This is a genomic window from Phyllobacterium sp. 22552 (assembly GCF_052044585.1).
GTDB classification, from domain to species: Bacteria; Pseudomonadota; Alphaproteobacteria; order Rhizobiales; family Rhizobiaceae; genus Phyllobacterium; species Phyllobacterium ifriqiyense.
Window position 1 is genome coordinate 173,852 of sequence record NZ_JBQENG010000003.1, and the last position, 20,406, is coordinate 194,257.

General features: G+C 53.2%; 20 protein-coding genes and 1 pseudogene. 9 read left to right on the top strand and 12 right to left on the bottom strand.

What is annotated here, in order from left to right; genetic code table 11:
- Positions 1-59: 59 nt before the first annotated feature.
- From ACTJI9_RS08050 to ACTJI9_RS08060, 3 genes are all read right to left on the bottom strand, one after another.
- A complete protein-coding gene (locus tag ACTJI9_RS08050) occupies positions 60-611 on the bottom strand; it encodes a fasciclin domain-containing protein (protein WP_440807131.1) in 552 nt (183 codons plus the stop codon).
- 83 nt (positions 612-694) lie between these two features.
- Positions 695-1,399, bottom strand: a complete 705-nt coding sequence (locus ACTJI9_RS08055; RefSeq protein ID WP_440807133.1) for an anti-sigma factor — start codon at positions 1,397-1,399, stop codon at positions 695-697.
- Positions 1,396-1,935: a sigma-70 family RNA polymerase sigma factor gene (locus ACTJI9_RS08060; protein ID WP_115051449.1), complete on the bottom strand. Its 540-nt coding sequence runs from the start codon at positions 1,933-1,935 to the stop codon at positions 1,396-1,398. The genes ACTJI9_RS08055 and ACTJI9_RS08060 overlap by 4 nt, the downstream gene beginning before the upstream one ends.
- 172 nt (positions 1,936-2,107) lie before the next feature.
- Here ACTJI9_RS08060 and argB point away from each other — a divergent pair, with 172 nt between their 5' ends.
- Complete coding sequence (gene argB, locus ACTJI9_RS08065) at positions 2,108-3,010, top strand: acetylglutamate kinase (protein ID WP_115051448.1); 903 nt, start codon at positions 2,108-2,110, stop codon at positions 3,008-3,010.
- Here argB and ACTJI9_RS08070 read toward each other — a convergent pair whose 3' ends face one another.
- Entirely contained in the window at positions 3,011-3,493 is a 483-nt protein-coding gene (locus tag ACTJI9_RS08070; RefSeq protein ID WP_307282328.1) for an Lrp/AsnC family transcriptional regulator, read from the bottom strand. It abuts the gene before it with no gap.
- Positions 3,494-3,615: 122 nt separating this feature from the next.
- On the opposite strand from ACTJI9_RS08070, the gene phhA reads away from it, so the two are divergent.
- Entirely contained in the window at positions 3,616-4,449 is an 834-nt protein-coding gene (gene phhA / locus ACTJI9_RS08075) for a phenylalanine 4-monooxygenase (RefSeq protein WP_440807136.1), read from the top strand.
- Between the two features lie 6 nt (positions 4,450-4,455).
- Here the strand turns inward: phhA and ACTJI9_RS08080 are convergent, their stop codons facing one another.
- Entirely contained in the window at positions 4,456-5,211 is a 756-nt protein-coding gene (locus ACTJI9_RS08080) for a GGDEF domain-containing protein (RefSeq protein ID WP_115051446.1), read from the bottom strand.
- A gap of 184 nt (positions 5,212-5,395) precedes the next feature.
- On the opposite strand from ACTJI9_RS08080, the gene ACTJI9_RS08085 reads away from it, so the two are divergent.
- Entirely contained in the window at positions 5,396-6,133 is a 738-nt protein-coding gene (locus ACTJI9_RS08085; RefSeq protein ID WP_307282334.1) for a pyrimidine 5'-nucleotidase, read from the top strand.
- A 36-nt stretch (positions 6,134-6,169) separates the two neighbouring features.
- Here ACTJI9_RS08085 and ACTJI9_RS08090 read toward each other — a convergent pair whose 3' ends face one another.
- Positions 6,170-7,012 carry an LOG family protein gene (locus ACTJI9_RS08090; RefSeq protein ID WP_307282336.1) on the bottom strand — a complete coding sequence of 281 codons (843 nt, stop codon included), beginning with the start codon at positions 7,010-7,012 and terminating at the stop codon, positions 6,170-6,172.
- A gap of 150 nt (positions 7,013-7,162) precedes the next feature.
- Between ACTJI9_RS08090 and dapD the strand changes: the two genes are divergently transcribed.
- The gene (gene dapD, locus ACTJI9_RS08095) at positions 7,163-8,017 is read left to right on the top strand and encodes a 2,3,4,5-tetrahydropyridine-2,6-dicarboxylate N-succinyltransferase (protein WP_440807140.1); all 855 of its coding nucleotides are present in this window, start codon (positions 7,163-7,165) and stop codon (positions 8,015-8,017) included.
- On the opposite strand, the gene ACTJI9_RS08100 is transcribed toward dapD, so the two are convergent.
- Positions 8,014-9,030, bottom strand: a complete 1,017-nt coding sequence (locus ACTJI9_RS08100; RefSeq protein ID WP_440807142.1) for a 2-dehydropantoate 2-reductase — start codon at positions 9,028-9,030, stop codon at positions 8,014-8,016. The two genes, dapD and ACTJI9_RS08100, sit on opposite strands and share 4 nt — an antisense overlap.
- An 83-nt stretch (positions 9,031-9,113) precedes the next feature.
- Here ACTJI9_RS08100 and dapE point away from each other — a divergent pair, with 83 nt between their 5' ends.
- Together dapE and ACTJI9_RS08110 are read left to right on the top strand one after the other, a co-directional pair.
- Entirely contained in the window at positions 9,114-10,301 is a 1,188-nt protein-coding gene (gene dapE / locus ACTJI9_RS08105; protein ID WP_440807145.1) for a succinyl-diaminopimelate desuccinylase, read from the top strand.
- A 7-nt stretch (positions 10,302-10,308) separates the two neighbouring features.
- On the top strand, positions 10,309-10,923 hold the full coding sequence (locus tag ACTJI9_RS08110; RefSeq protein ID WP_440807148.1) for a hypothetical protein: 615 nt from the start codon (positions 10,309-10,311) through the stop codon (positions 10,921-10,923).
- On the opposite strand, the gene truA is transcribed toward ACTJI9_RS08110, so the two are convergent.
- Genes truA through def form a run of 4 tightly spaced genes read right to left on the bottom strand, consistent with a single transcriptional unit; the run spans position 10,881 to position 13,620 of the window.
- Positions 10,881-11,660: a tRNA pseudouridine(38-40) synthase TruA gene (gene truA, locus ACTJI9_RS08115; protein WP_440807150.1), complete on the bottom strand. Its 780-nt coding sequence runs from the start codon at positions 11,658-11,660 to the stop codon at positions 10,881-10,883. The two genes, ACTJI9_RS08110 and truA, sit on opposite strands and share 43 nt — an antisense overlap.
- Positions 11,660-12,154, bottom strand: coding sequence for a GNAT family N-acetyltransferase (locus ACTJI9_RS08120; protein ID WP_440807153.1), 495 nt, complete (start codon positions 12,152-12,154; stop codon positions 11,660-11,662). The genes truA and ACTJI9_RS08120 overlap by 1 nt, the downstream gene beginning before the upstream one ends.
- Positions 12,151-13,086, bottom strand: coding sequence for a methionyl-tRNA formyltransferase (gene fmt / locus ACTJI9_RS08125; protein ID WP_336440690.1), 936 nt, complete (start codon positions 13,084-13,086; stop codon positions 12,151-12,153). The genes ACTJI9_RS08120 and fmt overlap by 4 nt, the downstream gene beginning before the upstream one ends.
- Before the next feature lie 3 nt (positions 13,087-13,089).
- Positions 13,090-13,620 carry a peptide deformylase gene (def, locus tag ACTJI9_RS08130; RefSeq protein ID WP_115051437.1) on the bottom strand — a complete coding sequence of 177 codons (531 nt, stop codon included), beginning with the start codon at positions 13,618-13,620 and terminating at the stop codon, positions 13,090-13,092.
- A gap of 241 nt (positions 13,621-13,861) precedes the next feature.
- On the opposite strand from def, the pseudogene ACTJI9_RS08135 reads away from it, so the two are divergent.
- Positions 13,862-14,968 (top strand): annotated as a pseudogene (locus ACTJI9_RS08135) (DNA recombination protein RmuC); the annotation flags it as partial.
- A gap of 37 nt (positions 14,969-15,005) precedes the next feature.
- On the opposite strand, the gene ACTJI9_RS08140 reads toward ACTJI9_RS08135, so the two are convergent.
- Positions 15,006-15,968, bottom strand: coding sequence for a cation diffusion facilitator family transporter (locus tag ACTJI9_RS08140; RefSeq protein ID WP_336440687.1), 963 nt, complete (start codon positions 15,966-15,968; stop codon positions 15,006-15,008).
- A gap of 131 nt (positions 15,969-16,099) precedes the next feature.
- Between ACTJI9_RS08140 and ACTJI9_RS08145 the strand changes: the two genes are divergently transcribed.
- Entirely contained in the window at positions 16,100-18,115 is a 2,016-nt protein-coding gene (locus ACTJI9_RS08145) for a hydantoinase/oxoprolinase family protein (protein WP_337353523.1), read from the top strand.
- 104 nt (positions 18,116-18,219) lie between these two features.
- Complete coding sequence (locus ACTJI9_RS08150; protein WP_440807697.1) at positions 18,220-20,388, top strand: malate synthase G; 2,169 nt, start codon at positions 18,220-18,222, stop codon at positions 20,386-20,388.
- Positions 20,389-20,406: the final 18 nt, after the last annotated feature.

Here is a 20,406-nt window from a genome sequence, read left to right on the forward strand (position 1 = left end):
GGTGGATTCTGCGGGGCAATTATGCGCAGATGCCAGTCTGCGCATGTCTGTTGCTCAGATTACATCTTTGGCAACAATACTTTGTCGATAACGTGGATCACACCATTCGATTGATTGACGTTAGCAATGGTTACATTGGCGACGGTGCCATTCTCATCGGTAAGTGTGAGCTTTTTGCCTTCATATTTTGCAGTCCAGACACATCCGCCAACAGTCTTTACTGGATGCGCGCCCTTGTCATCATCGACCATCTTCATGATTGCCTTTGAAGACGCATTGGCCGCAACAACGTGGCAGGTCAGGATTTTGGTGAGCTTGTCCTTGTTTTCAGGCTTGAGCAAAGTGTCTACGGTGCCTTTTGGCAAAGCGGCAAAGGCCTCATTTGTCGGGGCAAACACGGTAAACGGGCCTTTGCCTGACAATGTTTCGACCAGTCCGGCAGCTTTGACAGCGGCCACGAGCGTGGTGTGATCCTTGGAGTTAACGGCATTTTCGATGATGTTCTTGTTTTCATACATGGCAGCGCCGCCGACCATAGGGTTCTTTGCATAGGCTACGCCGGCAATCAGCATTGTCGAAAGCGCGATCAGACCAAGTGATTTCTTTAACATGTCTCTCTCCACTGTTTGTTTCCCTCGGTTGAGGTCAGATGGAGATACGGGGCCAGTTTGATTTAAGTTTCAAAACACCTACATTAAATTTCGCGCACGGTACCGGCCGCAACAATTGCGCCAGTTGCTGTCTTGTTAGGTGAGCCGCCGAGAGGCTCCAATGTAATGGCGAGCGTTGTCCCTTCCTGCAGCTTTCCCGCAAGTGATCTGTCGAGGGGAAACTCAGTAAGTTGTGCTGACTTGATGAGGCCAAGCGAGACAGGCGCGTCGGTGCCGGCAATCAGCCATAGTTCAAGTGAACGATCTGCGGGCAACTCGCCTGCCACGAGGCTGACCTTCAATTGCTTGCGATCCTGATTATACACAGCAACCGTGCGGTAGGCGCTACCACTTGCATCCATTGACGCAATGAGCTGCCTATCGGGCGCAGAAGAATTGTTCAGGAAATCGCGGCCGAAGCCGATAGCAGCAAGAACCAGCGCAGCAAAGGCAACGGCGCGCCAGAAGGCAAGATTACCGAAGAATGGAGCAGATTGCTGACTAACGGTCCCAAACAGGCGTTTGTCGATAAGAGCCTTCATATGCGATGGCGGAGTTACCGGATCAAACTCCGCATTCATTCCATCGAACTGCTGCTGCCAGCGGGCCACAAGCCGGGCGAATGACACATCAGTGGCGATACGCCGTTCAACGCTTTGCTTCTCGTCCAGTGCAAGCACGCCCAGCACATACTCAGCGGCGATGAAATCATCCTCCGGCGGCGTGCTATCTGTTGGGGTCGCGCTCATGCTTCGAGACATTCCTTCAATTTGAGAAGACTGCGCCGCAGCCAGGTCCTCATCGTATTCAGTGGTACTTTGTGCCGCGCCGCCAAATCCTCATAGCTGTCGCCATTCAGATAGGCACCTCGCACGGCACTTGCTCTGGCTTGATCCAATTGGCCGAGGCAATCATAGATACGCCGTGACTCACTCGCAGCGATAGAAGATTGTTCCGGGTTGGCTGAAGGTTCTGCGATGTTGGCTGCCTGATCGAGATCGCTGGACGATGGTTTGCGTGCACGCAAGATATCGATGCAATGGTTCCGGGCAATTGCAACCAGCCATGAAATAGGGCTGGTTTCGGCGATCGCAAATCGGTCGGCTTTGTTCCAGATCTTGACGTAGATGTCCTGTAGTGCGTCTTCAGCCTCCGTTCGGTTGCTCAAGATACGCAGGCACACACCAAAAAGTTTCGCGCTCGTTGATGAATAGAGGGCATCGAAAGCATTGCGGTCCCTAAGCGAGACTCGTGTTATGAGCTGGGAGATGCCTTCAGGCGTCATACGACAGCGTTTCCAACTTTCTTCTATTTGAACCAAGTTAAATCTGCCTGACAGACTTGCTGTCAATGGTCATCGGGCAAAAACATTCGCAAATAGCCGAAATCATGTTTGCCCCGTCTCGACTTTAGCGTTAAGAACCCACCGTCCTTGCAAAACTGGAGCTCTCGCATCCATGTCATCCCCTACTGAAGCCGACCGCACTGCTGAAGTTCAGGCCAGCCTGCTTTCTGCAGCGCTTCCCTATATGCAGCGCTATGAAAACAAGACCGTTGTGGTGAAATATGGCGGTCATGCCATGGGGGATGCGGCATTGGGCAAAGCCTTTGCACGCGATATCGCCCTTCTAAAACAGTCGGGAATCAATCCGATTGTCGTCCATGGCGGTGGTCCGCAAATCGCGTCAATGCTCGCAAGAATGGGTATTGAATCAAAGTTCGAAGGCGGATTGCGCGTTACCGACGCAAAGACGCTGGAAATCGTTGAGATGGTGCTGGCAGGATCGATCAATAAAGAGATCGTAGCTCTGATCAATGCCGAGGGCGAATGGGCTATCGGGCTGTGCGGCAAAGACGGAAACATGGTCTTTGCCGAGAAGGCAAAGAAAACCATCATCGATCCGGACTCCAATATCGAGAAGATCGTCGATTTGGGTTTTGTCGGAGAGCCGGTTGAAATAGACCGTACGCTGCTTGATCTGCTGGCCCGGTCCGAAATGATTCCAGTCATCGCTCCCGTTGCGCCGGGGCGGGATGGAAACACCTACAACATCAATGCTGACACCTTTGCTGGCGCGATTGCCGGTGCATTGGCGGCATCACGTCTATTATTCCTCACAGATGTGCCGGGCGTTCTCGATAAGAACAAGGAACTCATCAAGGAGCTTTCCGTCGGACAAGCGCGTGCGCTGATCAAGGATGGCACAATTTCCGGTGGAATGATCCCGAAGGTGGAAACCTGTATTGACGCGATCAATCGCGGCGTTGAAGGCGTTGTCATTCTCAACGGCAAGACACCTCATTCAGTGCTTCTGGAACTGTTCACCGAGCGTGGTGCCGGAACGCTCATCGTCCCCTGATCATTTTTTCAAGTGATCAAGAGGGATTTTCCCGGGACCTTTGATATTCTGCAAAACCAGCTGGGTGTGCACGTCGCGCACACCCTTTAACCGCATGAGCCGATGCATGACGAAAGCGTTGAGATCATCAACGTCTGGAACCATCACATGCAACAGAAAATCATGCGTGCCAGTCATCGTCCAGCAGGATGAAACTTCGTCCAGCCGTTGAATTTCTGCGATGAAACGTTCCGGCGAATCGTCGCTATGCGTATTCAGACGCACTTGAATGAACACTTCCACCATCAAGCCAATGGCTTTTCTGTCGATAATGGCAGCAAAGCCTTTGATGGCTCCGCTTTCCTGCAGCGCTTCAAACCTTCTGGCGCAGGGAGTGGCCGAAAGGCCGACAGATTGCGCGAGGTCCGTAACCGGAATACGACCATTATCCTGCAAGGATCGCAGCATTCTGATTTCAAATTCATCAAATTGAGGTTCTTTCACCCGATTCTCCCAAATTATAGGTGTGATTGCCTCCAAATATTCGCTTAAGGAGATGAATAGGTCAAATTCACCTCAAGCCTCGCTCTAATCTGATTTCGATACAATTGGAGGAGGAGGGTATCATGACCGTTTCGGTAGAAGCATATGCGCGCGAATGTGCCGAGCAGGGACTGCGTGGCAATTATACGGTTTGTCAGCCAGATTTTACCGTGGAGCAAAATTACGATTATTCAAACGAGGATCAGGAGGTTTGGCGCACCCTTTGCGACCGCCAGACCAAACTCACCTCAAAGCTTGCTCATCGCTCCTATCTCGATGGTGTTGAAGCACTAGGCCTATTGGAGCAGATCCCGGATTTTCACGAGGTAAGCGAGCGTCTGCATAAGCTGACAAATTGGGAAATTGTTGCTGTTCCGGGTCTCATCCCGATCGAGCCATTTTTCGATCATCTCGCCAATCGCCGTTTCCCGGTGACGAACTGGCTGCGTAGCAAGAAGGAACTCGATTACATCGTCGAGCCGGACATGTTTCACGACTTCTTTGGCCATGTGCCAATCTTGAGCCAGCCGGTCTTTGCGGATTTCATGCAGCTCTACGGACAAAAAGGCGGTGAAGCCGTAAAAATGGGCGGCGATCAGATGGTTTCGCGGCTGTACTGGTATACGGCCGAATTCGGCTTGATCCAGGAAGAAGGCGCACCGCTAAAGGCATTTGGTGCCGGGTTGATGTCGTCCTTCAGCGAACTGCAATTTGCGGTGACAAGCTCTGATGCCCATCATGTGGCATTTGATCTGGAAACAGTCATGCGTACCGGTTACGAGATTGACAAGTTCCAGCGGGCATATTTTGTGCTGCCCACATTTGACACGCTACGGGATGCGTTCAGCAATGCTGATATGCCGGCCTTGATTGCGAAATGGAGGGATGCAGAACCGCTGGACGCGGCTGCCGTGTGAGTATTCTCAGGCCGCTTCTTTCATCCCGGACTGGATGAATACACAATTGCGGCCATTGCGCTTGGCCTCGTAGAGTTTGCGGTCGGCGGTCTGAAAATGATCGACGACCGCGCCGCTGGATATGTCGACAATGCCGCCAATGCTGACGCTCAGTCTGACGCGCTCGCTATGGGGTGTTCGGTAATCCATGCGGTTTACCTCAGCCCGGATTATCTCGGCAACCGCAGTTACGCGGCTGTTTTCTTTTGTCGCCAGATAGACGCCGAATTCCTCACCGCCGATGCGTCCGATACTATCGTCTGTGCCAACGCAATCCGTTATGCAACGCGCAATAGCCATCAGGGCACCATCGCCCACATAATGGCCGTGAACATCGTTGATCTTCTTGAAATGGTCGACATCAATGATGAGAAGCGAGCAGGGCTGACGTGTCCTTACTTCGTCAAGATGATCGAAAAATGCCTCACGATTAAGCAGGCCCGTCATGCTGTCGCGTGATGATTTCTCAAAGAGCTTTGCATTTGTGACTTCCAGCTCTTCTTTCACGCGCCTGAGCGCTTCCAAAGCGCGGCTTAGCCGGTCGGATTGCCGGATGACGATAAAGGAGAGGATCGGAGAGATCAGCACCGGACAAACCGTCGCGATGACATAACCCATCGCATTATGCATGTCATTGGCATGCATAATGATCCCGGTGATCAACAATGAGCATATCACCGAGACGATCGTTATGGTCAGACATTTGAGAAGAATTCTGGACATTAATGGGTCCTGACCCTAACCTCGGAAGCAACAACACGGTTTACTACGACGAATTCATGAAACAGCAGTTAGCGAAAAACTTAAAAGCGGTCGCAGTTAAGTCGGTTTTCTCCTATTGCTTCAAAAGAATGAGCAGAGTCTCCAATTTTCTATGATGGAAAGCTGAGCGGAAACCCAATCGAATATGACAAACCAACCAGATCCTTTAAGTTTTGCCCATGTGACAGATTGGGTTTTCGATCTCGACAATACCCTTTACCCGCATCATTCCAACCTGTTTTCACAGATTGATATGAAAATGACGGGTTATGTAGCCGATTTGTTGAAGCTTTCGCGTGCAGATGCGCGCATTGTACAAAAACAATTTTACAAAGAATATGGCACGACCCTCAAGGGATTGATGGATCGTTATGATATTGATTCAGATGACTTTCTGCAGAAAGTGCATGATATCGATTATTCTTGGCTGGTTCCCGATCCATCATTGACCATTGCGCTTCGCCAATTGCCCGGCCGCAAATTTATCTTCACCAATGGTGATCGCGGTCATGCGGAACGCGCCGCCAGACAGCTAGGCGTTCTGGACGAGTTTGACGATATTTTTGATATTGTCGCCGCTCAGTTGATGCCCAAGCCTGAAAGGGCGACCTATGACCGGTTTCTAGACCTGTACAAGATAGACCCCGGCTGCAGCGTCATGTTTGAGGATCTTGCTCGTAATCTCATCGAGCCCAAAGCGCTTGGCATGAAAACAGTATTGATCGTGCCGCACAATTTCGAACCGACTTTTTCAGAAATTTGGGAACGCGATCCTGGTCAAACGGATCATGTTGATTATGTCACCGATAATCTGTCGGCATTTTTGAGCGCGATCCTGCCGGGTCAGGTCGACAGGCAGGTTCCCGCTCAAGTTGAGGAATGAGAGCCGCTTGGAGTTAATGCGCGGCCATCATTGCGTTCAAGGCAAATCGTAGAATTTACGAATGACGTCCCATGCTTCTTCCGCCTCATCCACGAACGTAATCAGTTCGAGATCAGAAGGAGAAACGACACCTTGTTCCGCGAGAAACTCAAAGTTGATCGTCTTTTCCCAGAATGATTTGCCGAAAAGCAGGAATGGTATGCGCTCCATACGACCGGTCTGAATCAAGGTCAGCGCCTCGAATGTTTCGTCCATTGTCCCGAACCCGCCCGGGAAAATGGCCATTGCTTTGGCGCGCATCAGGAAGTGCATCTTGCGGATCGCGAAATAATGGAAATTGAAGCACAAGTCCGGCGTAACATAAGCGTTGGGCGCCTGTTCATGCGGCAGCACAATGTTAAGGCCGATCGTTGGCGCGCCAACATCGGCAGCACCGCGATTGCCCGCTTCCATCACGCCGGGGCCACCACCTGTCACAATGACGAATTCACGGTTGTAGGTGGTCGCCGAATAGACGGAGCAGAGCTGCGCAAACTTCCGTGCCTCGGCATAATAGCGTGAGTTTGCTTCAAGGTTTTTCTTCTGAACCTCGTTTTTGGCCGCCCATGCCTCACCGCCGGGCTCCGGAATGCGCGCCCCGCCAAACAGCACAACTGTCGAGCGGATGCCACGCTCGGTCAAAGCCATTTCCGGCTTGAGCAATTCGAGTTGCAGCCGCACGGCACGCAATTCACGTTTGGTCATGAAATCGGGATCGGCAAAGGCAAGACGATAGGTGTCAGACTCGGTCTGCGGTGTTGAAGGCGCTTCGCCTACACGGCGAACCGCTTCAGAAGAGTGGGAAAATGGCGTCCAGCCGTTTTTTTCGTCAGTATTCAATTTTCACTTCTCCTTCTGCGGCGTAGATGACGCTGGCAGACATCCAATCGGATTCCTTATCCAACATTATGGTGCTGCGATTGACCCTCTCGCAGACTTATCTTACTAGGCCATTGATATTAATTGCCCGTGTAATGGAGTGACCTTAAAATGTCCAAGCCCGATCTGAATGGCCTCGAAAAGACGATTGACAAGGCCTTCGACGAACGCGATGCGATCAGCACTGAAACACGCGGTGAAATCCGCGATGCGGTCGAGACATCGTTGCTTCTCCTTGATAGCGGCGAAGCACGCGTGGCAGAGAAACAGGCCGACGGAAATTGGAAGGTCAATCAGTGGCTTAAAAAGGCTGTACTCCTGTCATTCCGCCTCAACCCAATGGGCATCATCGAAGGTGGACCCGGTGGCGCAACCTGGTGGGACAAGGTGCCATCCAAGTTCGATGGCTGGGGCGCGACTGAATTTGCCAAGGCTGGCATACGCACAGTACCCAATGCGATCGTTCGCCGTTCCGCCTATATTGCGCCAGGCGCAATCCTCATGCCGTCTTTTGTTAATCTGGGTGCTTATGTCGGCGAGGGCACTATGGTCGATGCGTGGGCAACGATTGGCTCCTGCGCGCAGATCGGCAAGCACGTGCATCTTTCAGGCGGCGTAGGCATTGGCGGCGTTCTTGAACCCATGCAGGCCGGCCCGACGATCATCGAAGATAATTGCTTCATTGGCGCCCGTTCGGAAGTTGTTGAAGGCTGTATCGTTCGCGAAGGTGCCGTTCTCGGTATGGGCGTCTTCATCGGCAAATCGACCAAAATCGTCGACCGTGCCACGGGCGAAATCTTTTATGGTGAAGTGCCGCCATATTCTGTCGTGGTTGCAGGAACACTGCCTGGAAAACCTTTTCCAAATGGTGAGCCGGGGCCAGGTCTCTATTGCGCCGTCATCGTCAAGCGCGTCGATGAAAAGACCCGCTCCAAGACCTCGATAAATGAGCTTCTGCGCGATTAAGACCGGATTTCTTCAATGGAATGGCTGCGGAGGGGTTTCCCCTCCGCTTGTTTGACGCAGGACAGAACTTTACCGGCGAGCGTAGCTGATAGGCCCTTCTCCCGTGCCATTTGGATAATCACTCCTTGGAGATAATCCACTTCCGTTGGCCGGCCACGCGCAAAGTCTTCCCACATGGATGATCGTGCCCTCGGATCAATGGCCAGCATCTTGCGCGCGACGACGCGAAATAAAAAATTTGGCAATCTTAAAATCCAGGGAAGAAGAGCGGGCTTTACGCCCTGGATTTTTGCCGGCTCGATGCCGTGCGCCGTCATGATGTTGAGGGCTTCGCTCATCTGGTCGGCTACAAGCTGCCGCCATTTGCGATCTGCCAGCTGCTCGGCAAGCGGTAAGTTTGACAGCGCATTTGGCGCATTGTTGAGGTTCATCAGCAATTTTCCCCAAAGAACACCCTCTATATCCGGGTGCGCTTGCACCGGCAGGCCGGGCACCGAAAGGACGCGGGGCAGTTCAGCCAAAACCTTGTTGATGAGGACCGTGCCTTGAGTGGTTCGCCTTACCGTGAGCGGTTCTGCGGAATTGTCGGACAGGACGACATTAAATGGCACCATTCCGGCAATGACGACCGTTCCTTCCGGCAGTATGCGGCGTAAAATTTCCGTGTTGCCGACGCCGTTTTGAAGGCTGACTATAATGGCACCAGCAGGCGCATGTTTTGCGGCAAGTCCGGCCATTTCCTCGGTGGCGCCGCTTTTAACTGTGATCAGAACAATGTCGGCATCCGCAAAGGCTACTGCAGGATCGCTGCTCAGTTCGAACTCATGATGTGGAATGAGTTGCTGTGTCCCATCAAGGTCGATGACCTTAAGTCCGGCCTCTCGAAGCTTTGCCTCGGTGCGAGGCCTCGTCAAAAAACAGACCGCGCGTCCAGCTGCTACCAAGCTTCCACCGACATAGCACCCGATTGATCCTGAACCAGCGACAACAATGCGCGACTTGTTGGAGACCATGACACATCCTTCAAGCAAAAAGCGGCACGAAATCAGTCACGTGAAGCGTGACAGGATCGCGCTTTTCCATTATCGCATTACACATGAAATCCTCTGCTGATCCAGTACAAAACCTCGCCCGGCTCATCGCCTGCCCTTCCGTGACGCCTTTGGAAGGCGGAGCATTGACGACAGTCCAATCCCTTCTGGCACCGTTGGGATTCTCGGTCGAACGACCCGTTTTCAGCGAAGATGGGACGCCCGATGTAGAGAACCTTTATGCATGGCGTTCCGGAAACGGACCGCATTTGATGTTCGCGGGACATACGGATGTGGTTCCTGTGGGCGATGAAGCGGCATGGACCTATCCGCCATTCTCTGCGACCATTCATAATGGCGAGATGTATGGGCGCGGGGCTGTGGATATGAAGGGCGGCATCGCCTGTTTCGCCGCAGCTGTTGCCCGCTATCTGGAGAAAAACGGTGAGCTCAAAGGCTCAATCTCATTTCTGATAACCGGGGATGAGGAAGGGCCTTCCATCAACGGTACCGGTAAATTGCTCGAATGGGCAAAAGCCAAGGGAGAAAGCTGGGACGCTGCAATCGTTGGTGAGCCGACCAATCCGGATACGCTCGGTGATATGATCAAGATTGGCCGTCGCGGTTCTCTATCGGGCACGATTATCGTGCGCGGTATACAAGGGCATGCTGCCTATCCGCATCTTGCGGATAATCCGATCCGTGGCCTGACCATGCTCGTCGACAGCCTTCTCTATCCCGCCTTTGACAAGGGCACCAAGAATTTCCAGGCGACCAATCTGGAAGTAACGACGATTGATGTTGGAAACCCAGCAGTCAATGTTATCCCTGCCGAAGCCAGTGCGACCTTCAATGTCAGGTTTAACGACACTTGGACCGATGAGACGCTGATGGCCGAGATACATAACAGGCTCGACAAGGCGGCAGGCCGCCGCAAGCTACGTCCCGGCAGGAAGACGCCGGTGAACTACGACCTGGTCTGGCGCGATCGTCCAAGCCACGTATTCCTGACGCATAATGAAAAGCTGATCGGAACTTTGACCTCCTCGGTTGAAAAGGTGACGGGAAAGCGTCCTCAGCTCTCGACATCCGGCGGCACATCAGATGCCCGTTTCATCAAGGACTATTGCCCGGTGGTTGAATTCGGTCTTGTTGGCCAGACCATGCACATGGTCGATGAACGCGTATCGGTTGCCGATCTTGAAACCTTGACGCAGATTTACGAGCGGTTCATTGCGGATTTTTTTGCGTGACGAGTTGATGAACGACATACCCGACTGGAACGAAATACAACGCTATCTTCGCGGCACCTGGCGCATGATGAATGGTCATGCAGACGGTCTTGAAGAGCTTGATTTTTCGGAAGACGGTTTTTGGCAGTCTTTTCACGCCATAACAATATCGCTGCCGCCGCTCATTCTGGGCTGGATTGTTTTTGCCAATGACCTTGTCGCTTTGCGTCCGGGAACTGGAAGCCGCCTTTCCATAATCGGAAGTGCTGCCTTTATCGATCTTGCAAGCTGGGTTCTGCCGTTGGTGATAGTGGCATTGCTTGCCCGACCATTGGGAATCGTAAAGCGTTTCAGCCCTTATGTCGTCGCCACCAATTGGGGATCTGCGATAGGTGCGTGGCTAACGGTGCCAGCTACGCTGGTACGAATGCTTTTTCCTGACTGGCCAACTCTGATTGGCAGCATGAGTATGATGGTTTATGCGCTGATTATCGTTTTTACCTACAGGCTGGTGCATGTGGCATTGAAAAAACCCTATATTTGGTCAGCGACGTTTTTCATCGCATTCATCATCGGTTCGATATTGATGGTGATCACGTTTCAAAATGCTCTAGGAATTGCGATGCCGTTGGTGAGCGGGTAGTCTACGCCGATCAGGTATAAACCGTGGGGGGGTGCTACAGGGCCGCACGCCTGCCGATCGCGCGCTTCAAGAGCAGCGCTCACATCATCCGCATCCCATCGCCCACAGCCAACTTCCTGCAGCGTTCCAGCGAAAGAGCGAATTTGATTGTGCAGAAATGACCGCGCGGACGCCCTGATCTCGACAATTTCGCCCTTGCGGCTGACGCTCAAGAAATCGAGCGTTTTAACAGGGCTTCTTGATTGGCACTGCGTTGCACGAAATGTGGTGAAGTCATGTGTTCCGATCAACCTCTGCGCTGCAGCGTGCATGGCTTCTGCATCAAGCGGCTTTTTCACCCACCATGCGCGATAAGCCTCCAGCGGGGCAGGGGGGCGGCGATTGACGATCCGGTAGAGATAGTGGCGGCCCGTTGCTGAAAATCGCGCGTCAAACTGAGAACTGACCAGTTCTACATTTATGATACTAACAGTTTCGCCCGCAAAAACGAGATGGGCGTTGAGCGCTTCGCGAATTTTTGAACTGCTCCAGTCCTTGACGAGATCGACATGGGCAACCTGCGCGCTGGCATGAACGCCCGAGTCTGTGCGTCCGGCTGCGCCAAGAGATATGCTCTCACCGCAAAACTTGAAGATGGCCTGTTCGATGGCGGCCTGGACGGTGTGGCCGTTTTCCTGACGCTGCCAACCTGCATATGGCGTACCATCATACTCGACAGTAAGCTTGTAGCGGGGCATTAGAGTGCTCCAAAAGCTGGAGCATACTGCAGGACGCCGGTCGATGGCGCATCGGCAAAAGCTAAAGCCTGCAGATATTCCCCTTGGTAAGCGCTCTCAAAACCAGCAGCGCGCAGATGCTCATAGCCAAATCTGCCGTAATAAGCCGGATCGCCAAGAACGAGCGATAAGGTCTCTCCTGCAGCGACGAGCTTCGTATGGGCTGTCTGAATGAGGAGACTTCCGACACCTTGCTTTTGAAACTCCGGCAATACTGCCAAAGGCGCCAAAGCGACGGCGTCGTGGTTCTTACCGGTAATCTTCACGCGTGAAAACAGGATGTGTCCTGTCAGAATCCCGTTTTTCCGGGCAACAAGCTCGAGCAGAACATCGTTATTTTCTCTCAACCGAGAAATCAATTCAACTTCGCCGGTTCCCCCGAAGGCACGCTCGACAAGGTTGGCAACTTCAGGATAATCGTCAGGGCTTGTAGTCTGGACCGTGACATCACTCATGGCAGTCGTGTGCCTTGCGCGATTTTAGCCCCGCGCTGAAACTCCTGCCCATCCATGGCTTTGCCGCCTGCACGCTGCAATGTCCGCAGACGGACAGCTCCTTCGCCGCAGGCAATGCGCAAATCGTCGTCCAATACGGTTCCGGGGGCACCTACGCCTGTGGCGAGCACTGAGCGCAGAAGTTTGACACGCTCCAGATCGTCGCCAATTTCCATTTCACACCAGGTACCGGGAAACGGCGCCAGGCCACGAATACGGTTGTGAACGTCTATGGCTGGCTGGGTCCAGTCGATGCGGGTTTCGACCTTGGTAATCTTGGAGGCGTAGGTTACTCCCTCATCGGATTGCGGCGTGAGGGTCAGGCTGTCGCGTTCCAGAGCGGCAATGGCGCGCACCATCAGATCAGCGCCGGCCATGCTAAGCTGGTCATGCAGTTCGCCCGCCGTCATGTCAGCCGTAATGTTGATTTTCTCGACCATGGCGACCGGCCCAGTATCGAGACCTTCATCCATCTTCATGATCATGATGCCGGTTTCAAGGTCACCAGCCATAATGGCACGCTGAATTGGCGCAGCTCCCCGCCAGCGCGGAAGCAATGAGGCATGTCCATTATAGCAACCGAGGCGGGTGCCCTCGAGAATTTCTTTCGGTAAAATCAGGCCATAGGCGACAACAATCGCAACATCTGCCTTGAGATCGATGAAAGCCTGCTGTTCGTCCGGGTCCTTCAAGCTTTTGGGCGTGCGAACTTCAATGCCAAATTGTTCAGCATTGCGGTGAACCGGCGAGGGTGTCAGTTCAAGTCCGCGCCTGCCGGCGGGACGTGGCGGCTGACTATAGACCGCGACAATCTCATGGCCCTGACCAATCAGCGCATTAAGGATCGGCACGGAAAAATCCGGCGTGCCCATGAATACGATGCGTAAACTCATCGCCTAAACCGCCAATCGACTTGTGGGGCGATCCTTGGCGAGTTTCTTGAACTTCTTCACCACCATTTCACGCTTCAACCGCGAAATATAATCGATGAACAAAATACCGTTCAAATGATCGATCTCATGTTGAAGGCATGTGGCCAAAAGTCCGTCCGCTTCGACTTCTTGGGGCTTCCCCTCAATATCGAAATAGGAAACGCGAACCTGTTTGGGCCGCTCGACTTCCGCATAGTAATCAGGGATGGAAAGGCAGCCCTCTTCGTAAATATTCCGCTCGTCGCTGGACCAAAGCACCTGTGGATTGATGTAAACCTGCGGCGCCTTCGGCTCGTCCTCTTTGGCAAGATCAATGACCAGCATCTGGATGGGTGTGCCGACCTGAATGGCCGCCAGACCAATGCCGGGCGCATCATACATTGTGTCCAGCATATCAGCGGAAAATTTGCGCAAATCCACGTCAAAACTTTCGACAGGTTTGGAAACTTGACGAAGCAGCGGATCGGGAAGGATGACGAGCGGTTTGATTGACATGTCCTTCACCTAATATCTCGATTTTCAGCCGTCAATGCGGCATCAGACCCAATCATAAAAATGTTCATGTTTTGATCTCACATTTGCCAATCGAATCGGTTACTCTAGGGTTATGGAAACTTCAATTTCTCTCGATCAAACGCTGTTTCAGCTCGGCGCGACCTCAATATCTGTAGGCGCAACACTGTTTACAGTGGCGCTTGTCATGGCTTTGGTGGTGATTTTTGCCATTGTTGCTGTCATGCGGGCAGCACGGATGCGGCTTGTCGCGGAGATACAGGCGGAAGATCGTGCCCGCGACGCGGAAGCGCGAATGGGAGAAATTCTTAAAAGCCAATCTGAAATGCAAGGTCGCATGCAGACAATGGCTGAACTTTTCGGTTCTCGTCAGGCAGAGCTTAATCAATCCATTCGGGAGCGGCTCGACGGCATGACCACCCGAATTGGCCAGACCATGACCGATCAGACCAAGTCCACGCACGAAAATCTCGCCAAACTGCAAGAACGGCTGGCGGTCATCGATACGGCGCAGAATAATATTCAAACGCTTGCGGGTCAGGTCGTCCAATTACAGGCAATTCTTGCCAATAAACAGACGCGTGGGGCCTTCGGTCAGGCGCGGATGGAAGCGATTATCGCCGATGGTCTGCCGCAGGGCGCTTATGAGTTTCAGGCAACCCTGTCGAATGGAAGCAGACCTGATTGCGTGGTTCGCATGCCCAATGGTGCAGCAAATCTGGTCATTGATGCCAAGTTTCCCCTGGAAGCCTGGAACGCCATACGTGAATCCGAAACGCCGGAAGGCAAGAAGATCGCCGCTACTCAGTTCCGGCGCGATATCGAGATTCATATTCGTGATGTTGCAGAAAAATATCTTATCAATGGCGAGACGCAGGATACGGCGTTTCTGTTTGTGCCCTCGGAATCGGTCTTTGCTGAAATTCATGAGAATTTCGAAGGCGTGATCCAGAAGGCGCATCGCTCGCGTATCGTGATCGTATCGCCCTCATTGCTGATGCTATCCATTCAGGTCATTCAGGCTGTGCTCAAAGACGTGCGCATGCGGGAACAGGCGCATTTGATACAGGGCGAAGTCATCCGGTTGATGGAAGATGTTGGCCGTCTTGATGATCGTGTGCGGCGTCTGCAAACCCATTTCAGTCAGGCAAACAAGGATATTGACGATATTCTGGTATCTTCCAGCAAGGTGACCAAGCGCGGCCAGAAGATCGAAGCGCTGGAATTCGCGGAAGCGCCAGTGGGCGAAACAAAAGCGCACGATACAACGCGGTCGGCAGCTTCCACGACAGGCCAGTTGCGCTTGCGGGTGGTCGATGGCGAGGAGTAAGGCCAGACTGCATCTGACCTGACGGATAATTCCGATCTTAGCCAGCTTCGATGGTTTTGCGCCGAACCTCCCAGGTTCCGGTCGTCTGCGGCTTGACGAAGAGGCTGATAATATCAGGATTGGCTTTTTTCAGAGCCGCTTCGATGCGTTGAACACAGGCTTCGATTTCTGGCGCGCGCATGTGATCTTCGAATTCCACACTGAGGCTCGCCGCGATCTGTTTTGGACCCATATGGACTGTTAGCACCCCATTGGCGCGTTGAACTGCCGGGTCCTGGTTGGCAATGTCGAGGATTTGCTGATCCACCTCTGGGAGTGCAGCCTCGCCCATCAGCAAGCCCTTGCTCTCTCGCGCCAGAAAAATCGCGGTTCCGCCAAGTATGATCGAAATTCCGATAGAGGCGACACCGTCCAATTCTGGAATATTGAAGAGTTGCGCGGCGGAAATGCCAACAAGAGCAATAACAAGCCCGAGCAGGGCAGCTGTGTCTTCGAACAATACCGTAAAGACGCTTGGATCTTTGCTAATCCGCACCGCCTCGACGTAACCAAGGTCGCCTTTAACAGTGCGAAATTCCTTCAACGCTATGTACCAGGAGGTTCCCTCGAACAACATGGCAAGGCCAAGAACAACATAGTTGATGATTGGGTTTTCAACGGGCTCCGGATCAAGAATATGGATGACGCCCTCATAGAAGGACACTCCGGCACCCACGGCAAAGACCAACAAGGCGACGATGAAACTCCAGAAGTATAGCTCCCGGCCATGGCCGAGCGGATGACTACGGTCGGCAGGTCTGGCCGCGCGGCGCAGACCAAAGAGGAGAAGCGCTCCATTTCCGGTATCAACCAGAGAGTGGACACCTTCCGAAAGCATGGCGGAACTGCCGGTAAAGAAAGCCGCGACAAACTTGGTGACGGCAATCAGAAGATTGCCAAGTATCGCTGCGTAAATAACTTTTTTGGATCCGGCATGCGCTTTCGCCGATTGTGTTGCCATGGTCTGCCCCCTGTCCTTCGGAGAACGCCAAATGTTTTGTAAGGTTCCGGCTTGCGGCAGTAAGTGGTCGGTATGATGCTAGTGGTTTTGTATCTCATGCGCTAACTCTTCCACAAACAGTGTAGGGCGACATGACTGATTCCACAGTAGAGCAAGCAATATTTCTAGGGTTGGATACGGGCGGGACCTATACCGACGCCGTACTCTGGTCGGAAGAGCGCGGCGTTATTGCCAAGGCAAAAGCGCTTACGACACGCCATGATTTGAGTGTTGGCATTTCTGGCGCGGTCGATGCCATCATTGCCGAAGCTTCTGTGCTTCCAGCCGACATCCGGCTTGTGTCAATGTCGACGACACTGGCCACCAACGCGTTGGTTGAGGGCCAGGGCGGGCGCATCGCATTGGTGATGATCGGATTTTCCGATGCTGATCTGGAGAAGGCAGGATTGAAAGATGCTCTTGGCAACGATCCTGTCATATTTATCCCGGGTGGTCATGACGTCTATGGTCGTGCTCAACCTTTCGATGCGTCATCCCTTGAAAAGGCATTGCCACATCTGAAATCTGAAGTGACAGGCTTTGCCATTTGCGCCTATTTTGCCGTGCGCAATCCGGAGCATGAGATTGCCGTGCGCGATCTTGTGCATGATAAGACAGGGCTGCCAGTCACATGCAGCCATGAATTGTCGGCCAAATTGAACGGTCCCAAACGGGCATTGACGACAGTACTCAATGCCCGGCTGATTGCGATGATTGACCGGCTTGTCGCGGCCACGGAAGGTTTTCTGGACAAGCGCGGGATTCACGCACCTTTAATGGTAGTTCGCGGTGATGGCGCGCTGGTCTCTGCCGCATTTGCCCGCCACCGGCCCATTGAAACCATTCTTTCGGGGCCAGCAGCAAGTCTCGTTGGCGCGCGTCATATGACCGGCCTCGACAATGCGATTATTTCCGATATTGGCGGCACGACGACTGATGTTGCCGTGCTGGATGATGGCCGCCCCAGGCTTGATCCCAACGGTGCCACAGTTGGTGGGTTTCGCACCATGGTTGAAGCCGTGGCGATGCGTACCTTTGGCCTTGGCGGGGACTCGGAAGTGTCGCTGGACGACAATGCCATGACACCCGGGATCAAGCTTGGACCAAGACGGCTTGTGCCGCTGGCGCTTCTCGCGGCCAATCACGGTTCCATGGTTATCGAACATCTGGCCCGTCAGGTTAAAGCGGTCAATGCAGGACGGCTAGATGGACGTTTCGCCTTGCGCACAGGTGTGCCGGTGCAAATGGCGTCTGGCCTGAGCAAGGGAGAGGCCGAGCTTTACGAGCGTATGACCACAGAGCCACAGCCGCTTGATCGTCTATTGGCCTCGGTTTCGCAGACGGCGGCAATAACACGGCTGGTCTCTCGCGGATTGGTTCATCTTGCGGGGTTCACGCCCTCGGATGCCTGTCATGTTTTGGGTCTTCAGAACAATTGGAATGCCGAAGCAGCGCGGTATGGTGCTATTCTTTATGCAAGGCGCAAGGATGGGGCGGGTCGTCCTTTTTGCGATACGCCGGAAGAGGTTTCACGCCGAACCTATGATGCTCTTGTCAGGCGTTCATCCGAGGTCGTTCTTGAAACAGTCTTTGCGGAGGACGGGCTTGAGGGGCAGGAAACCGTCGCAAGCGCACTCGTTCAGCGAGCATTATCTGGGGTGGGCGGTATTGCCGGTATCAAATTGCATATCGACCGGCCCCTAATCGGACTTGGAGCGTCAGCACCCGTCTATTACCCTGCTGTGGGCGACGAGCTTGGTGTTCAATGTATCGTTCCCGTTGATACGGATGTGGCAAACGCTTTGGGAGCCGTTGTCGGACAAGTCCGGGTGTCACTGGAAGCGCATATAAGCCAGCCTGTTGAAGGTCTTTTCCGGGTAATGGCGGGTGAAGCTGTTCAGGATTTTCAGCTTGAGGAAGATTCAATCGCATTTGCCGAATCAACACTGAAGGATCAGGTGCAGCGACTGGCGCTTGAGGCCGGTACGGACGAGCCTCACATTACAATTATTCGCAATATTAGCGCGGCAACGGTGGAAGATCAGCGAAAATTCATTGAAGCGGTCTTGATCGCTACAGCGTCAGGGCGTCCGCGGATCGCGCACTAATCGATTTCAATCGATACAGATTTCAACACAGACCATCGGAGAATTGACTGCACTGGCCTTGGCGTGTTCAAGGATATGCAATGCAAATCTATAAGGACATGATCATGGGCGAACGTATCGAAATGAATGGTCTGAAAGTGGCTCCAGAGCTTCACGATTTCGTTGTGAATGAAGCCATTCCCGGAACAGGCGTCGATGCGGCACAGTTTTGGTCAGGTTTTGTGCAGATCGTTGATGATCTGGCGCCGAAGAATCGCGCTTTGCTGGCAAAACGCGATGCATTCCAGCTTCAACTCGATGATTTCTACAAGGGCAGGCGTGACAATGGTTACTCACCGGAGGAATATGAAGCATTCCTGCGTGAGATTGGTTATTTGCTGCCCGAAGGCGACAAATTTGCTGTCTCGACCAGCAATGTAGATCCCGAAATTGCAGTGACGGCCGGTCCCCAGCTTGTCGTTCCTGTCATGAATGCCCGCTATGCGCTCAATGCTGCCAATGCGCGTTGGGGTTCGCTCTATGATGCGCTTTACGGTACGGACGCAATTTCGGATGAAGGCGGGGCGGAAAAAGGAAAAGCATTCAACCCGGTACGCGGTGCGAAAGTCATTGCCTGGGCCAAGTCTTTTCTTGACGAGAGTGCGCCATTGCAAGGTGCGCAGTGGGCGGATATTTCCGCGCTTACTGTTAAAGACGGTAGACTTGCGCTCAAATCAGGGAATGAGGCTGTTTCCCTTGCGAATGAAAGCCAGTTCGCGGGCTATCGCGGTGGTCCGGCAAGCCCGACGGCAATTCTTTTGATCAAGAACGGGCTGCATGTGGAGATCGTGATTAACGCCGATCATCCAATTGGCACAACAGACAAGGCGCACATTGCCGATGTTCTGTTGGAATCTGCCCTAACAACGATTCAGGATTGCGAAGACTCTGTCGCGGCAGTGGATGCGCAGGATAAGGTCATTGTCTATCGCAATTGGCTCGGCCTGATGAATGGCGATCTTGAAGACAGTTTCGAAAAAGGCGGGAAGACAGTCACCCGCAAGCTCAACCCGGATAGGGAATATACGGGCAAGGACGGCAAGCCGCTAACGGTACCGGGACGCTCCCTCATGCTGGTGCGTAATGTCGGGCATCTGATGACCAATCCTGCAATCCTCGACAAGGATGGCAATGAGGTGCCTGAGGGCATTATGGACGCGGCCATCACGGCCTTGGCGGCACTTCACGATATTGGTCCAAATGGCCGGCATATGAACTCCCGTGCCGGATCAATGTATGTGGTGAAGCCAAAGATGCATGGCCCAGAAGAGGTTGCTTTTGCGGCTGAATTGTTTGGGCGCGTAGAAGCACTTTTGGGAATGCAGCCGAATACGATGAAGATGGGCATCATGGATGAGGAACGCCGAACGACGGTCAACCTGAAGGAATCCATCCGTGCAGCAAAAGAACGGGTCGTTTTCATCAACACCGGTTTCCTTGATCGCACTGGCGACGAGATTCATACTTCCATGGAAGCTGGACCGATGATCCGCAAGGGCGACATGAAGCAGGCGTCGTGGATCGGAGCCTATGAGAACTGGAATGTTGATATCGGCCTCGAATGTGGTCTTTCCGGTCATGCCCAGATCGGCAAGGGCATGTGGGCGATGCCTGATCTAATGGCGGCAATGCTTGAACAGAAGATCGGTCACCCGAAGGCTGGTGCGAATACTGCTTGGGTACCATCGCCAACAGCCGCAACGCTGCACGCCACACATTATCACAAGGTCAATGTTGCGGAAGTTCAAGCGGCATTGAAATCACGGGGGCGTGCAAAGCTCAGCGATATTCTATCTGTGCCTGTCGTATTGCGCCCCAACTGGACGCCGGAGGATATTCAGCGTGAACTCGACAATAATGCGCAAGGCATTTTAGGCTATGTGGTGCGCTGGGTCGATCAAGGGGTTGGTTGTTCCAAGGTGCCCGATATCAACAATGTCGGATTGATGGAAGATCGGGCAACTTTGCGTATTTCTGCCCAGCATATTGCCAACTGGCTGCATCATGGAATCACCAATGAAGCTCAGGTGTTGGAGACGATGAAGCGTATGGCAGCCGTCGTCGACAAGCAAAATGCCAATGATCCTCTTTATCAGCCAATGGCTGGTAATTTTGACAAGTCGGTAGCGTTTCAGGCCGCATGTGATCTCGTTCTCAAGGGCCGCGAACAGCCCAATGGCTATACAGAACCTGTCCTGCACCGCAGGCGCCTGGAGTTGAAAGCAAGCCAATAAACCTTTTCGATGCCGGGC

What these genes read in the sequence shown, in the direction of transcription:
- dapE (WP_440807145.1), top strand. Translation starts at nt 9,114, where the DNA reads ATGAAATCCTCTGCTGATCCAGTACAAAACCTCGCCCGGCTCATCGCC.
- ACTJI9_RS08100 (WP_440807142.1), bottom strand. Translation starts at nt 9,030, where the DNA reads ATGGTCTCCAACAAGTCGCGCATTGTTGTCGCTGGTTCAGGATCAATC.
- ACTJI9_RS08055 (WP_440807133.1), bottom strand. Translation starts at nt 1,399, where the DNA reads ATGAGCGCGACCCCAACAGATAGCACGCCGCCGGAGGATGATTTCATC.
- ACTJI9_RS08080 (WP_115051446.1), bottom strand. Translation starts at nt 5,211, where the DNA reads ATGTCCAGAATTCTTCTCAAATGTCTGACCATAACGATCGTCTCGGTG.
- fmt (WP_336440690.1), bottom strand. Translation starts at nt 13,086, where the DNA reads ATGAGTTTACGCATCGTATTCATGGGCACGCCGGATTTTTCCGTGCCG.
- ACTJI9_RS08050 (WP_440807131.1), bottom strand. Translation starts at nt 611, where the DNA reads ATGTTAAAGAAATCACTTGGTCTGATCGCGCTTTCGACAATGCTGATT.
- ACTJI9_RS08120 (WP_440807153.1), bottom strand. Translation starts at nt 12,154, where the DNA reads ATGAGTGATGTCACGGTCCAGACTACAAGCCCTGACGATTATCCTGAA.
- truA (WP_440807150.1), bottom strand. Translation starts at nt 11,660, where the DNA reads ATGCCCCGCTACAAGCTTACTGTCGAGTATGATGGTACGCCATATGCA.
- ACTJI9_RS08060 (WP_115051449.1), bottom strand. Translation starts at nt 1,935, where the DNA reads ATGACGCCTGAAGGCATCTCCCAGCTCATAACACGAGTCTCGCTTAGG.
- ACTJI9_RS08110 (WP_440807148.1), top strand. Translation starts at nt 10,309, where the DNA reads ATGAACGACATACCCGACTGGAACGAAATACAACGCTATCTTCGCGGC.
- ACTJI9_RS08085 (WP_307282334.1), top strand. Translation starts at nt 5,396, where the DNA reads ATGACAAACCAACCAGATCCTTTAAGTTTTGCCCATGTGACAGATTGG.
- ACTJI9_RS08140 (WP_336440687.1), bottom strand. Translation starts at nt 15,968, where the DNA reads ATGGCAACACAATCGGCGAAAGCGCATGCCGGATCCAAAAAAGTTATT.
- argB (WP_115051448.1), top strand. Translation starts at nt 2,108, where the DNA reads ATGTCATCCCCTACTGAAGCCGACCGCACTGCTGAAGTTCAGGCCAGC.
- def (WP_115051437.1), bottom strand. Translation starts at nt 13,620, where the DNA reads ATGTCAATCAAACCGCTCGTCATCCTTCCCGATCCGCTGCTTCGTCAA.
- ACTJI9_RS08145 (WP_337353523.1), top strand. Translation starts at nt 16,100, where the DNA reads ATGACTGATTCCACAGTAGAGCAAGCAATATTTCTAGGGTTGGATACG.
- phhA (WP_440807136.1), top strand. Translation starts at nt 3,616, where the DNA reads ATGACCGTTTCGGTAGAAGCATATGCGCGCGAATGTGCCGAGCAGGGA.
- dapD (WP_440807140.1), top strand. Translation starts at nt 7,163, where the DNA reads ATGTCCAAGCCCGATCTGAATGGCCTCGAAAAGACGATTGACAAGGCC.
- ACTJI9_RS08150 (WP_440807697.1), top strand. Translation starts at nt 18,220, where the DNA reads ATGGGCGAACGTATCGAAATGAATGGTCTGAAAGTGGCTCCAGAGCTT.